The following is a 12,595-nucleotide window of genomic DNA, read 5'->3' on the forward strand; positions in this document are numbered from 1 at the left end:
CCGTGCACCGCACCCTGATGAACGCCAAGATCCACCGGGCCACCGTCACCCAGGCCGACCTGCACTACGTCGGCTCCCTGACCATCGACGCGGAGCTGATGGCGGCGGCGGACATCGTCGAAGGCGAGAAGGTCCAGGTCGTCGACATCACCAACGGCGCCCGGCTGGAGACCTACGCCATCACCGGTGAGCCGGGCACCGGGGTGATCGGCGTCAACGGCGCGGCCGCGCACCTGGTGCACCCCGGCGACCTCGTCATCATCATCACCTACGCCCAGGTCGAGGAGGCCGAGCGCGCCGCACACCGGCCGCGGGTGGTGCACGTCGACGCGGACAACCGCCAAGTCCACCTGGGACACGACCCGGCCGAGCCGGTACCCGGCGCCGAAGCGCAGCTCTCCGGGCGGGGTGGGCGCTGACACAACACCCACCCCGGCTGTTGCGTTTGAGAGGCTGCCCTAAATAAGGTGTGCCTATCCTAAAGACTGGCGAGAGGTTCTCATGTCCGTGTTTCAAGGCGCTGCCGGGCTCAGCCGGCGTGGATTCCTGATCGGGGCGGGCGGGCTCGCCGCGGCCGCCGCGCTGACCGCGTGCGGCAGCGGCGAGGACAAGTCGTCCGGCGCCGCTTCGGGTCCCTGGGAGTTCACCGACGACCGCGGGCAGAAGGCGTCGCGCGACCAGCGCCCGGCCCGCGTCGTGGCCTACGTCAGTTCGGCCGCGGCCCTGTGGGACTACGGCGTCCGCCCGGCCGGCGTGTTCGGCCCGCAGAAGACGGCCGGCGGCCAGAAGGAGATCCAGGCCGGCAACATCGACCTGAACGCCGTCACGTCGATCGGCAACGCCTGGGACGACTTCAGCATGGAGAAGTTCGCGGCGACGAAACCCGACCTGGTGATCACCGGTCTGACCGGCGCCAAGCCGACCGACCTGTGGGTGCTGAAGGACGACGTCGGCACGAAGGTCCAGCAGGTCGCCCCGATCGTCGCTCTGTCGGAGTACAAGGTCACGCTGCCCAAGGTGATCGAGCGCTACGAGCAGCTGGCCGTCGCCCTGGGCGGGGACGCGAACTCCGAGGTCATCAGGAAGGGCAAGGACGACTTCCAGAAGGCGTCCGACGACCTCAAGGCGGCGGTGAAGGCCAAGCCCGGCCTCAAGGTGCTCGTGGTGTCCAGCGACAAGGACAACCTCTACGTCTGCAAGCCGGAGTTCTTCGCGGACCTGGCGTACTACCGCGACCTCGGCCTGGACATCGTCAACGGCGCCGGCTCGGACGACTACTTCGAGACGCTCAGCTGGGAGCAGGCCGGCAAGTACCCGGCCGACCTGATCCTGACCGACAGCCGCACGTACGCGCTGTCGCGACAGCAGCTGGCGGCGATCCCGACGTGGGCGCAACTGCCCGCGGTCAAGGCGAACCAGCTCGCCGACTGGTCGACCGAACCCCGGTTCAACCCGGTGCTCGCGGCCCCGGTCATCCGGAAGCTGACCGAGGTCGTCAAGAGCGCCCGCACGGACATCACCGCCTGAGGAGGCTTGGCATGACCAACCCGTTCGAAGACGCCGACGGCACGTACCTGGTGCTCGTGAACGCCGAGAACCAGCACAGCCTGTGGCCGGAGTTCGTGGACGTCCCGGCCGGCTGGACGGTCGCGTTCGGCCCGGCTCCGCGGCAGGAGTGCCTGGACCACGTGGAAGCGAACTGGACGGACATGCGGCCGAAGTCCCTGGCCGACGCCATGGACGACTAGCCACGTAAAACCCGTGAAGGCCGCCTTGACTCCCTCAAGGCGGCCTTCACGGTTTCCGGCCTCAGGAGCGCTGGCCCGACCAGGCCGCCCACAGCCCGGCGTACGCGCCGCCTGCCGCGACGAGCTCGTCGTGCGTGCCGGACTCCACCACCGCGCCCGCGTCGAGCACCACGACCCGGTCCGACGCCGCCGCCTGCGTCAGGCGGTGGGCGACCACCAGCGCCGTGCGTCCCGCCAGGGCCGCCGCGGCCGCCGACTCCAGGACCCGCGCGCCCGCGCTGCCCGCCTCCGCCGTCGCCTCGTCGAGGATCGCGATCGGCGGGTCGGCCAGCACCAGCCGGACCAGGGCGAGCTGCTGGGCCTGGGTGACCGTCAGCTGGTGCCCGCCTTCGCCGACCACGGTGGCCAGACCGTCCGGCAGGGCGTCCACCCAGGTCAGGGCGCCGACCTTGGCCAACGCCTCGCGGAGTTCGGCGTCGGAGGCCGACGGCCGCGCGAGCCGCAGGTCGTCCCGCAGGGGCCCCGCGAAGACGTGCACCTCCTGGCTGATCAGGGCGACGGTCCGGCGGATGCCGTCCGGCCCCAGCTCGTCCAGGGACACCCCGCCGAGCGTCACCGACCCCGAAGCCGGGCGGTGGATGCCGGCGATCAGCTTGGCCAGCGTGGTCTTCCCGGCGCCGCTCGCCCCGACCAGGGCCACCCGCTCGCCCGGCGTGACGTCGAGGTCGATGTCCCGCAGCACCGGATGACCGTCCACATAGGAGTAACCGGCCGCCGCCGTCTTGACCGACGCGTCGACCGGGCGTGCCGGGCGCGAAGGCGGTGCCTCGGCGGGCAGGTCGGCGACGCCGATCAGCCGCGCGAGGCCCGCCGCGGCCGCCTGCGCGTCGTCGACCAGCGCCAGTGCCGTGGTGATCGGCCCGAACAGGCTGTGGAAGTACAGCGCCGCCGCGGTCGCGACGCCGACCGTCACCGCGTCCGCTCCGACGAGCAGGAACCCCATCGCGAGCACCGCCGAGAGGCCGGCGAACTCCGCCAGGTTGAGCCGCGCGTAGAACCGCGTGACCAGCCGGATCCCGCGCAGCGCCAGGTCGACGGCCGTGTCCGAGCGCTTCCGCACCCGGTCCAGGTGCGCGTCGGCCAGCCGGAACGCCCGGACGGTCTTCGCGCCGCCGATGGTGTCGAGCAGCTGCTGCTGTTGCGCGCCGACGGCTTCGCGTTGGCTGGCGTACAAGGGCTTCGCGCGCGGGACGTACCAGCGCACGGTCCACAGCTGGATCGGCACGGCGACCAGCGCGGCCAGCAGGAACCGCCAGTCGAGCACGGCCAGCGCGCCGAGCGTCAGCACCACCGTCAGCACCGAACGCCCCAGTTCGGGCAGCGCCTGCCGGACGGCTTCCGCGACGACCGAGACGTCGTTCGTGACCCGTGTGGTGAGGTCGCCGGACCCGGCGCGCTCGAGCTGGTCGAGGGGCAGCCCGAGGGCGCGCTCGACGAATCGCTCGCGCAGCTCGGCCAGGATCGTCTCGCCCAGCCGCGCCACCAGCGCCACGCCGATCGCGGTGGCGACCGCCTGGCCCACCGCGACGACCACCAGTCCGACGACCGGCGTCACCAGTTCGGCCGTCGGCCGCCGCGTCGCGACCAGGTCGACGACCCGGCCGAGCAGGGGAGCCGTGAGCAGCCCGATCGCGGTCGCCGCGACGAGCATCGCGAACGCGGCCGCGGCGCGGCCCTTCGACCGGCCGACGAGCTCGCTGACGACGGCGCGGATCCGGCGCCCGTCGGCCACGGGGAGGAGTTCGCGCGTCATGACAGCACCGCCGCCCGGTAGTCGGCGCGACCGGCCAGCTCGGCGTGACTGCCTTCGCCCGCGATCCGCCCGTCGTCGAGGAGGACGACGCGGTCGGTCGCGGCGAGCAGCGCCGGGCTGGTGGTCACGAGGATGGTGGTGCGGCCGCGCCGCAGTTCGGCCAGGCCCGTGGCGATCCGGGCCTCGGTGACGGTGTCGACGGCCGTCGTCGGGTCGTGCAGGACGAGCACTGGCGCGTCGACGGAGAGCGCGCGGGCCAGGGCGACGCGCTGGCGCTGTCCCCCGGACAAGGACCGCCCGCGTTCGGAGACGGCGGTCGCGACGCCGTCGGGCAGGGCGCCGGCCACCTCGTCGACGGCCGCCGCAGTCATCGCCTCGGCGGACCGGGGACCGGTTTCGAAGTTCTCCGCGACGGTCCCGGCGAACAGGTCCGCGTCGTGCGCCGCGACGAGCACCACCTCGCGCACCCGGCTCGGGTCCACAGTGGACAGATCGACCGAGTCGACCGAAACCGAGCCGGCCGCGGGGTCGGCGGCGCGGCCGAGGCAGTCGAGGAGGTCGGTCGCGGCGGCCGGGTCGGTGGCGACCACGCCGAGCAACTCGCCCGGGCGGGCTTCGAACTCGACGTCGCGCAGCGCGCCGCGGCTCAGGGCGGAGAGCCGGACGTGCCCGGCGGACGGTGTCGGCAGCGTCCCTTCGCCGGGGCCGACGGCGGCGGGCGCGTTCAGGACGTCGGCGATGCGCGCCGCCGACGCGCGGCCCTGGGCGAATTCGCCGTTGACCCACGAGAAGATCGAGAACGGCGTGATCAGGTACTGCGCGAGCCCGACCGCGGCGACGAGGTCGCCGACGCTGATGTCGCCCGCCGCGGCGAGGGTGCCGCCGACGAGCGCGACGACGGCGATGAAGACGCCGGTCAGCGCGAGCAGTGCGCCGTTGTGCCAGGCCTGGGCGCGCGCGGCACGCAGGGTCGCCTTCAGGGAGTCCTGGCTGGTGCGGCGGTAACGGTCCACGGCCGCGCGTTCGGCGCCGACGCCCTTCAGCACGCGCAGCCCGGCGACGAGGTCGGTGGCGACGCCGGAGGCGAACGCGGACCGCTCCTGTTCGGCTTCGCTGCGGCGTTCCAGGGGCTTGCCGACCAGGTGGGCCAGGTACAGCATCGGCGGCGTGCCGAGCAGCACGAGCAGGCCGAGCGGGATGCTCATCGTCAGCAGCACGACGGCGCTGACCAGCAGCCCGGCGAGCCCGGCGACGCCGAACGGCAGGACGCCGTTGACCTGGCCGACGCGTTTCGCGTCCGACGTCCCGATGCTCACCAGTTCGCCCGCGAGGGTGCCGGCCTCGGCGCCGCCGCCGGGGTGCAGCACGCGGCGTCCGATGTCGAGACGGAGGTCGTGGGCGGCGCGTTCGGCGGCGCGCTCACCGAAGCGGGCGCCGAGCCGGTAGCTGGTCGACAGCGCGGCGAAGAGCACCCCCAGGACCGCCAGCCAAACCAGCAGCGTGCCCACCGAGCCACCCGCGACGGCCTGGTCGATCACCACGCCGATCACCACCGGCACCAGCGCTTCGCCGCCCTGGTGGCCCGCGGTCAGCAGCGCCGCGAGCCCCACCGATCGTCGCTGCCCGGTGATCGAACGGCGGAGGACGTCCCGTCCCGTCGTCGTGCTCACCCGCGCCTCCCTGTCCTGTCGTGGGATAGGTAAGGCTAGTCTAAGTAAAGGAGTTACGGGAACACGGTCGGCTTCGTCTCACTTCGCGGTCGTCACGGGCTCCGGCTCGCCGAAGCGGGCCAGCGCGAGCGCGGCGGCCACGGCGAGGACGAACCCGGCGACGGCCACGACCGCGAACCCCGGCCGGGTGCGGTCGCCGAGGACGAGCACGCCGACCAGCGACGGGAAGACCGTCTCGCCGAGCACCATCATCGCCGTGCTCGTCGTGACGCTTCCGCGTTGCAACGCCGTGGCGTAGAACAGCATCGCCATCCCGCCCGCGACCGCGACGGTGTAGGTCGCCGGGTCGGTGAGCAGGTCCAGCGGCGCGAGGCTGGGGATGATCCGGCCGGCGATCGCGACGACGCCGAAGCTCAGCCCGGCGACGAGCCCGAGCGCGGGCGTCCGCACCCGGCGGCTCGCCTTCCCGGCGACGATCCCGGCGACCGCCAGGACGGCGACCGCGCCGATCAGCCCGAGCCGGAAGCCGAGCCCGACGGGGGCCGAGCCTTCGCTCTCGGCGGCCGCGCCGAGCAGCGCGAGCCCCGCGCACACGACGACCACGGCGGCCCATTCCCGCTTGCCGAGGTGGACGCCGAGGAACCGCGCGGCGACGGCCGTCACGGCGAGGCTGGCGGCGAGCGCGGCCTGCACGACGAACAACGGCAGGACGTGCAGCGCGGCGATCTGCGCGACGAACCCGAGGACGTCCAGGCACAGCCCGAGCACGAACTTCCACTGGCCGAGCACGCGGACCAGCAGTTTCGGGTCGACGCCGTCACCACCGGTGTCGGTGGCCTTCGCGGCGACCGACTGCATCACCGAAGCGACTCCGTACGCGCATGCCGCGCCGAGCGCGCAGAGCAGTCCCCACCACATGCCGATCACTCTATTTTGTCGGACCGGTGCGGTACCTTGCGGTCATGTCGAACACGAGTTCGAAGACGCGGCGTTCCTGGCCCGCGCCCCTGGCCGGCGACGAACTGCGCCTCCAGCTGGACTTCCTGCAGTTCCTCCGCGCGACGGCGGTCAACAAGGTGGCCGGGCTGACCCCGGAGGAAGCCGCGGCGGCGCCGTTCCCGACGTCACCGCGGATGAGCGCACTGGGGGTGCTGAAGCACCTGACGGCGGTCGAGCGGTGGTGGCTCTCGATCGAGGCGGGCGGAACGGACCTGCCGTCGCTGTGGGCAGGCTCCCCGGACCCGAGCTGGGACGTGGGCCCGGAGGACACCCCGGCATCGGTGGTGGCGGCGTACAAGGCCGAGTGGGCGCGGTCGGAGCAGTCCCTGCGCCGCCTGGACCCGGACGACCGCACCCGCCGCCGGTCGGAGTTCACCGTCCGCTGGGTGGTGGCACACGTCGTCCAGGAGACGGCGCGGCACGTGGGGCACTTGGACCTGCTGCGCGAACTGGCCGACGGGGAGGTGGGTGAGTGATGGCCGGGTGACGGGGCCGATGACTTGCGGGCGGGATCCGGGGAGCCGGATATCCGCCGGCGTGGCCGTGAGTCGTCGGCTGGGCAATTCGCGTGACAGGGTCGCTAACCTGGGTTCGTGGCCGTCGTTGCGGAGTACCGCCGATTTACCGGCCCCCTGGCCCTTCGTGGGTGCCAGCGGGGTTCCGGTGCCACCTTCGCGTACTGAGGTGTGACCTCACCGAACCTTGCCGGGCGTCCGGGGCCAGGGGGAGTTCCCCGGCCATTCCCGTGAATCCCGGAGGTTCCGTCATGCCCGAAACACTCAGCCCGGCCCAGCTCATCCGCGACCTCGCCGTCCGCGATCTCACCGATCCCGCCGGCGGGCCGCACGCCATACAGCTCGTTGTCGACGAAGCCGTCGAGGCTCTCACCGAAAAGTGGGGGTGCGAGGTTCGAAGGTGGCCCGGCGACCGGATCGTCACCGTTGCCGACAACTACGACAACCTCGGCTACGACCCCGCCGACGTCACCCGCGACGCGCGCTACACCCGGTACGTCGACGCCGCTCACGTGCTGCGCAGCCATTCCACTGCCATGGTCCCCGCCGCGCTGCGGGCGCTCGCCGCGAAGCCGGGCGATGACGTCCTGCTCGTCTGTGCGGGTGTCGTCTACCGGCGCGACAGCATCGACCGGCTGCACAGCGGCACCCCGCACCAGCTCGACCTCTGGCGCATCACCCGGCGGCCGATGACCCGCGCCGACCTCGGGGAGATGGTCGCCGCGCTCGTGCCCGGGCTGCGGTGGCGGCTCGAACCCCGCCGGCATCCGTACACAGTGGACGGTGCTCAGCTCGACGTCCGCCACGACGGCGGCTGGGTCGAGGTCGCCGAGTGCGGGCTCGCGCACCCGGCCGTCCTCGCGCGGGCCGGGCTCGGCGAGGGCTGGTCCGGGCTCGCGCTCGGCATGGGTCTCGACCGGATGCTCATGCTCCGCAAGGGCATCCCGGACATCCGCCTGCTGCGCTCGGCCGAGCCCGCGGTCGCGGCCCAGCTCACCGACCTCGCGCCGTACCGGCCGGTGTCGGCGCTCCCGCCGGTCCGCCGCGACCTCTCGATCGCGGTGGCCGCGGACGACCGCGCGGAGGACCTCGGCGACCGCGTCCGGACCGCCCTCGGCGACGACGCGGACGTCGTCGAGTCGGTCGGCATCCACGAGGAGACGCCGGGTGCGGAGCTGCCGCCCCAGGCGCTGGCCCGGCTCGGCGCGACGCCGGACCAGAAGAACCTCCTCGTCCGGTTGGTCCTGCGCCCGCTGGGCGAGACGTTGTCCGACCACGAGGCGAACGTCCTGCGAGACCGGGCGTACGCCGCGCTGCACCGGGGGAGCGTGCACCAGTGGGCGGCGTCAGGCCCGCAGCCCTCGCAGCGCGATGGTGGCGAAGCGCCGGGAGGCGGCGACGCGGGCGGCCGGTGAGGAAGCCTGGATCCCGCTGTTCGCCATGAGCACCAGGACCAGGTCGTCCAGGACGACGTCCGCACGCACGCGGCCGGCGTCCTGAGCGCGGCGGGTCAGCTGCGCGAGCGACTTCAACGCCCGTTCGCGGTCGGTCGTGAAGTCCACGGCGTGCGGGAAGGCCGAGACGAACGCCGCCGTGAAGCCGCGGTCCCGCGCGTGCAGCTCGCAGAGCCGCTCGACCACCAGCGCGAAGCCGTGCCACGGGTCCGGGTCGGCGAGCCCTTCGTCGACGATGGCGTAGCACGCGCGCATCTGGTCCGTGAACGCCTCGGTGACCAGCAGCTCCTTGGTCGGGAACCGCCGGTAGAGGGTGGCCGGGCCGACGCCGGCGCGGCGGGCAATCTCCCGCATCGGCACGTTCAGGCCCTCGGCGGCGAACACCTCGCGTGCCGCGTCGAGGAGACGCTCGCGGTTGTCGCGCGCGTCGGAACGCAGCATCTGAGGCAATCGGTCGGCCACCCTCTCACTTTAGCGAAACGGACGCCCCCGTCCGTTACCGTCCGGCGCGACACCCTGGTCCCCGATGGACGGAGAACGCAGTGAAAGCAGTCGCGGTACGGGCGTTCGGCGGCCCCGACGGGCTCGCGATCGTCGACCTCCCGGCCCCGGAACCGGCCGCCGGGCAGGTGCTGATCGCCACCGAGGCGATCGGCGTCGGCGGCGTCGACGCCTTGATCCGCAGCGGCGCCCTGGCGGCCTACGGCTTCGAGAACGGGCACATCCTCGGCGGCGAGGTGGCCGGCGTCGTCACCGCCACCGGCGACGGCGTCGCCCCGTCGTGGACCGGACGGCGCGTGTGGGCGTTCAGCGGAAGCGGCGGTTACGCCGAGCAGGTGGTCGCCCCGGTGACCATGCTCGTCCCGCTCCCGGAATCCCGGTCGGCCGTCGACGCGGTGACGCTCGGCAGCTCGGGAGCCGTAGCCCACTTCGGTCTCCGCCACGCCCGCTTCGCTCCCGGCGAGTCGGTGCTGGTGCGCGGCGCGGCGGGCGGCCTCGGGATCATGACCGTCCAGCTCGCGGCCCGCGGCGGTGCCGGCGCGATCGCGGTCACGACGTCTTCGCCCGAGCGCGGCGAGCTCCTGCGCAAGCTCGGCGCGACGCACGTGGTGGACCGCGCCGGCAAGGGGAGCGACGACACCTACGACGTCATCGTCGACGTCGTCGCCGGGCCCGGTCTGCCGTCGTTCTTCGCGAGGCTGAAGCCGAACGGACGGTTCGTGACGGTCGGCGCGGTCGCCGGCGAGCCACCCGCGGACTTCGGCGCGGAGTTGTTCAGCGCGTTCCGGAAGTCGTTGTCGTTCGCCACCTTCAGCGCGGACACCGTGCCCGAAGCCGACCGGCGCGCCGTGATCGCGGACCTGCTCGGCAGCGGCCTGACCGCGGTCGTGCACGAGGTCCTTCCCCTGGAGGAAGCCGTGCTCGCGCATCGGAAGCTGCTGGACGGCGAAGTGTTCGGCCGGCTCGTGCTCACGCCGTGACCACGCGGTAGATCTGGTGCGTGACGGAGTCGGCGGCCCGGGACTGCACCTGCTCGAGGTTCAACGGCGGGACGCCGTCGAACAGCCGCGTGCCCGCGCCGAGCGTCATCGGCACGATGTGCAGCCGTATTTCGTCGATCAGGCCGGCGGCGAGGTACTGGTTGACCGTGGTCGCGCCGCCGTGGACCGAGATGTCGCCGTCGCCGGCCGCGTCCCGGGCGCGTTTCATCGCGGCTTCGATGCCGTCGGTGACGAAGTGGAAGGTGGTGCCGCCGTCCATCGGCTGCGGGTCGCGCGGGTGGTGGGTGAGCACGAAGACTTCGCCGTGGTACGGCGGGTTGTCGCCCCACCAGCCCGTCCACGGCCGGTCCCACGGGCCGCGCACCGGGCCGAACATGGCGCGGCCCATGATGAACGCCTTGGCGGTCATCATCCGGGCGAACTCGGCCGGGTGCTTCTCGGGCCCCTCGGAGTACCAGGCGTGCAGCCGGTCGCCCCAGCCGTCGCCGCCGTCGTCGCCGAACGGGCGCTGCTCGGTCTGGTTGAGCCCGGCGGAGTAGCCGTCGAGCGAGATCGTGAGTTCGCAGGTCACCTTGCCCATTGCGCCGCCCCTGTGTCCGGTGGTCCGTCGAAGACCAGGATGAACCGGAGGCTGAACCTGGTCCACCTCAAGGTCCTGGCCGCGGTGGCCCGGCACGAATCGGTGACCGAAGCGGCCCGGGAGCTGCACTGTTCGCAGCCGTCGGTGAGCCACCACCTGTCCCGGCTGGAGGCGGCGACCGGCGTCAAGCTCGTGCAGCGGATCGGCCGGGGATCCGCCTGACGCCGGAAGGGCGGCTGCCGGCCGGCCGGGCCGCCGAGATCGTCGGCCGGGTCGACGCGGCGTCCACCGAGCTGGCCGCGCACGTCGGCCTGCAGACCGGCCGCGTCCGCCTGGCCGCCAACGCGTCCGTGCTGAGCACGGTCGTGCCGGCCGCCGTCACCGCGCTGGCCCGGGCGCACCCGGGTCTCCGGCTGAGCCTGGTCGACGAGCACCCGGCCGAAGCCCTGAAGCTGCTGCGGCACGGCGAAATCGACGTCGCCCTCGTCTTCCAGCACACCGGCGCGCCGGTGGAGGCCGAGGGGTTCCGCTTCCGCCACCTCACCGACGACCCGATCCACCTGATCAGCCGCAGTCCCGGCGACAGCCTCGCGAACCACCGCGACTCCGCCCGGATCGGCGGATGCGACCGGTGCCGGGCGGAGCTGACGGCGGTGTGCTCGCAGGCGGGCTTCACCCCGCGCATCGGCTCGTTCAGCGACGACATGGTCGTCGTCCAGGCCCTGGTGGCGGCCGGCACGGGCGTGGCCACCCTGCCCGGCCTGGCCCTCCAGGTCCACCGCCGGCCCGACATCCACGCCACCGAACTGACCGGCCTGCACCGCCGCATCCACGCGGCCACCTACGGCGACCCGCCCGACCCGCCCGCCGTCGCCGCGGTCCTGGCCGCGCTCGCCGAGGCGGCCGCCCCGTAGGGTGTGGCCATGGCAGATCGGCTCTACTTCCGGCAGCTACTCGCCGGGCGGGACTTCGCCGTCGGCGACCCGGTCGCGACGCAGATGGTGAACTTCGCCTACCTCATCGGCGATCGGGACACCCAGGACGCGGTGATCGTCGATCCCGCCTACGCCGTGCAGGATCTCGTGGACGTCCTCGAGAGCGACGGCATGCGGCTCACCGGGGTGCTCGCCACGCACCACCACCCCGACCACGTCGGCGGCGCCATGATGGGCTTCTCGCTGCCGGGGATCGCCGAGCTGCTCGCCATCAAGCAGGTGCCGATCCACGTCAACGGGGCCGAGACCGAATGGGTCCGGCGCGTCACCGGCGTCTCCGGTACCGACCTGCGCGCGCACGACCACGACGACGTCCTCGAGGTCGGCTCGATCCCGATCCGGCTGCTGCACACGCCCGGCCACACCCCGGGCAGCCAGTGCTTCCTCGTCGAGGACAAGCTCGTCTCCGGCGACACGCTCTTCCTCGAAGGCTGTGGCCGCACGGACTTCCCCGGCGGCGACGCCGAGGAGATCTACCGCAGCCTGCAGGCACTGGCCGGGCTGGCCGGCGATCCCGTCGTCTACCCCGGGCACCAGTATTCGGCCGAACCGTCGGCCGCGCTGTCCGAGGTGAAGCGCACCAACTTCGTCTACCGGCCGCGGTCGCTGGACGAGTGGAAGGTCATGTTCGGCGGCTGACGCGCGCGGGGACGGCGGCCCGCCCGGGGACTTCGACGCGGTGAAACCGTTGCCGCGTAAGCCCTTTCGGTGGCCGCGACGCTGGTCGAGCCGGACGTCGACCCGCTGCGCTGCTCCGGCAGGGTAGCCGGGCGGCCGACGCCGTGATCCGCCGTTCCACGGGCTGAAACACCCGGAGTTCACGGACTGGGAGTACGCGTCCACGGATTGACTTCACCGGCACGGGGCTCGAAGCTCGGGACCACGCAATCCCCGAAGAACCCCGTCCCCGGGAGAAATCCGTGTCGATTTCCGCCACGGGCGTGCTGGCGCGCGCCCGGAAACGTGCCGACGAGCCGCCGCGCAGAAGTGTGCCGAGGCTGGACCTGCGGCGCTGGATCAGTCCGGTGGTGCTTCTCGCCGCCTGGCAGCTGGCCAGTGCCACCGGTGTCCTGCCGTCGGACAAGCTCAGTTCTCCGTGGACGGTGGTGCAGGCGGGTGTGGAAGTCGCGCGCAGCGGCGAACTCGGCGACGCGTTCGCGGTTTCGCTCGGCCGGGTCGGTGCCGGGTTCGCGATCGGTGCGGTCGTCGGGGTGGTGCTGGGCGTCGTGTCCGGGCTGTCCCGGTGGGGTGAGGCGCTGGTCGACCCGCCGGTGCAGATGCTGCGGACGTTGCCGTTCCTCGGCTTGATCCCGTTGTTC

The 12,595-nt window shown here is 72.9% G+C and carries 15 protein-coding genes; 10 read left to right on the forward strand and 5 right to left on the reverse strand.

Annotated features, from left to right (window positions below):
• Nucleotides 1–2 precede the first annotated feature (2 nt).
• The 3 genes from panD (at nt 3) to ACYVLJ_RS43505 (ending at nt 1,748) form a co-directional block, all read left to right on the forward strand.
• Nucleotides 3–419 carry an aspartate 1-decarboxylase gene (panD, locus tag ACYVLJ_RS43495; RefSeq protein ID WP_460443084.1) on the forward strand — a complete coding sequence of 139 codons (417 nt, stop codon included), beginning with the start codon at nt 3–5 and terminating at the stop codon, nt 417–419.
• 82 nt (nt 420–501) lie between these two features.
• On the forward strand, nt 502–1,527 hold the full coding sequence (locus ACYVLJ_RS43500) for a TroA family protein (RefSeq protein ID WP_460443085.1): 1,026 nt from the start codon (nt 502–504) through the stop codon (nt 1,525–1,527).
• 11 nt (nt 1,528–1,538) lie between these two features.
• Nucleotides 1,539–1,748, forward strand: a complete 210-nt coding sequence (locus ACYVLJ_RS43505) for an MbtH family protein (protein WP_451972346.1) — start codon at nt 1,539–1,541, stop codon at nt 1,746–1,748.
• Between the two features lie 61 nt (nt 1,749–1,809).
• Here the strand turns inward: ACYVLJ_RS43505 and ACYVLJ_RS43510 are convergent, their stop codons facing one another.
• The 3 genes from ACYVLJ_RS43510 to ACYVLJ_RS43520 form a co-directional block, all read right to left on the reverse strand.
• On the reverse strand, nt 1,810–3,561 hold the full coding sequence (locus ACYVLJ_RS43510) for an ABC transporter ATP-binding protein (protein WP_460443086.1): 1,752 nt from the start codon (nt 3,559–3,561) through the stop codon (nt 1,810–1,812).
• Nucleotides 3,558–5,231 (reverse strand): ABC transporter ATP-binding protein, encoded by a 1,674-nt coding sequence (locus tag ACYVLJ_RS43515; RefSeq protein WP_460443087.1) that lies wholly within the window; start codon nt 5,229–5,231, stop codon nt 3,558–3,560. Before ACYVLJ_RS43515 ends, ACYVLJ_RS43510 begins: the two co-directional genes overlap by 4 nt.
• Before the next feature lie 78 nt (nt 5,232–5,309).
• The gene (locus tag ACYVLJ_RS43520) at nt 5,310–6,149 is read right to left on the reverse strand and encodes a DMT family protein (protein ID WP_460443088.1); all 840 of its coding nucleotides are present in this window, start codon (nt 6,147–6,149) and stop codon (nt 5,310–5,312) included.
• A 44-nt stretch (nt 6,150–6,193) separates the two neighbouring features.
• On the opposite strand from ACYVLJ_RS43520, the gene ACYVLJ_RS43525 reads away from it, so the two are divergent.
• Together ACYVLJ_RS43525 and srmL are read left to right on the forward strand one after the other, a co-directional pair.
• Nucleotides 6,194–6,706, forward strand: coding sequence for a DinB family protein (locus ACYVLJ_RS43525; protein WP_451972354.1), 513 nt, complete (start codon nt 6,194–6,196; stop codon nt 6,704–6,706).
• Between the two features lie 290 nt (nt 6,707–6,996).
• A complete protein-coding gene (gene srmL, locus ACYVLJ_RS43530) occupies nt 6,997–8,160 on the forward strand; it encodes a class-II aminoacyl-tRNA synthetase family protein (RefSeq protein WP_460443089.1) in 1,164 nt (387 codons plus the stop codon).
• Here srmL and ACYVLJ_RS43535 read toward each other — a convergent pair.
• Nucleotides 8,092–8,661, reverse strand: a complete 570-nt coding sequence (locus ACYVLJ_RS43535; protein WP_460443090.1) for a TetR/AcrR family transcriptional regulator — start codon at nt 8,659–8,661, stop codon at nt 8,092–8,094. The two genes, srmL and ACYVLJ_RS43535, sit on opposite strands and share 69 nt — an antisense overlap.
• Nucleotides 8,662–8,741: 80 nt before the next feature.
• Between ACYVLJ_RS43535 and ACYVLJ_RS43540 the strand changes: the two genes are divergently transcribed.
• Nucleotides 8,742–9,680, forward strand: a complete 939-nt coding sequence (locus ACYVLJ_RS43540) for an MDR/zinc-dependent alcohol dehydrogenase-like family protein (protein ID WP_460443091.1) — start codon at nt 8,742–8,744, stop codon at nt 9,678–9,680.
• Here the strand turns inward: ACYVLJ_RS43540 and ACYVLJ_RS43545 are convergent.
• Entirely contained in the window at nt 9,670–10,281 is a 612-nt protein-coding gene (locus ACYVLJ_RS43545; protein WP_460443092.1) for a dihydrofolate reductase family protein, read from the reverse strand. The two genes, ACYVLJ_RS43540 and ACYVLJ_RS43545, sit on opposite strands and share 11 nt — an antisense overlap.
• Nucleotides 10,282–10,320: 39 nt before the next feature.
• Between ACYVLJ_RS43545 and ACYVLJ_RS43550 the strand changes: the two genes are divergently transcribed.
• The 4 genes from ACYVLJ_RS43550 to ACYVLJ_RS43565 all read left to right on the forward strand — a co-directional run.
• Nucleotides 10,321–10,503: a helix-turn-helix domain-containing protein gene (locus tag ACYVLJ_RS43550; RefSeq protein ID WP_460443093.1), complete on the forward strand. Its 183-nt coding sequence runs from the start codon at nt 10,321–10,323 to the stop codon at nt 10,501–10,503.
• A gap of 128 nt (nt 10,504–10,631) precedes the next feature.
• Entirely contained in the window at nt 10,632–11,195 is a 564-nt protein-coding gene (locus ACYVLJ_RS43555) for a LysR substrate-binding domain-containing protein (protein WP_460443094.1), read from the forward strand.
• 9 nt (nt 11,196–11,204) lie between these two features.
• Complete coding sequence (locus tag ACYVLJ_RS43560) at nt 11,205–11,915, forward strand: MBL fold metallo-hydrolase (protein ID WP_460443095.1); 711 nt, start codon at nt 11,205–11,207, stop codon at nt 11,913–11,915.
• A gap of 281 nt (nt 11,916–12,196) precedes the next feature.
• Nucleotides 12,197–12,595, forward strand: a 399-nt coding sequence (locus ACYVLJ_RS43565; protein WP_460443096.1) for an ABC transporter permease, incomplete at its 3' end; no start/stop codon positions are given.

The sequence above is a fragment of the Amycolatopsis stemonae genome (genome assembly GCF_054781455.1).

What these genes read in the sequence shown, in the direction of transcription:
- ACYVLJ_RS43500 (WP_460443085.1), top strand. Translation starts at nt 502, where the DNA reads ATGTCCGTGTTTCAAGGCGCTGCCGGGCTCAGCCGGCGTGGATTCCTG.
- ACYVLJ_RS43505 (WP_451972346.1), top strand. Translation starts at nt 1,539, where the DNA reads ATGACCAACCCGTTCGAAGACGCCGACGGCACGTACCTGGTGCTCGTG.
- ACYVLJ_RS43510 (WP_460443086.1), bottom strand. Translation starts at nt 3,561, where the DNA reads ATGACGCGCGAACTCCTCCCCGTGGCCGACGGGCGCCGGATCCGCGCC.
- ACYVLJ_RS43520 (WP_460443088.1), bottom strand. Translation starts at nt 6,149, where the DNA reads ATGTGGTGGGGACTGCTCTGCGCGCTCGGCGCGGCATGCGCGTACGGA.
- ACYVLJ_RS43525 (WP_451972354.1), top strand. Translation starts at nt 6,194, where the DNA reads ATGTCGAACACGAGTTCGAAGACGCGGCGTTCCTGGCCCGCGCCCCTG.
- srmL (WP_460443089.1), top strand. Translation starts at nt 6,997, where the DNA reads ATGCCCGAAACACTCAGCCCGGCCCAGCTCATCCGCGACCTCGCCGTC.
- ACYVLJ_RS43545 (WP_460443092.1), bottom strand. Translation starts at nt 10,281, where the DNA reads ATGGGCAAGGTGACCTGCGAACTCACGATCTCGCTCGACGGCTACTCC.
- ACYVLJ_RS43550 (WP_460443093.1), top strand. Translation starts at nt 10,321, where the DNA reads ATGAACCGGAGGCTGAACCTGGTCCACCTCAAGGTCCTGGCCGCGGTG.
- ACYVLJ_RS43560 (WP_460443095.1), top strand. Translation starts at nt 11,205, where the DNA reads ATGGCAGATCGGCTCTACTTCCGGCAGCTACTCGCCGGGCGGGACTTC.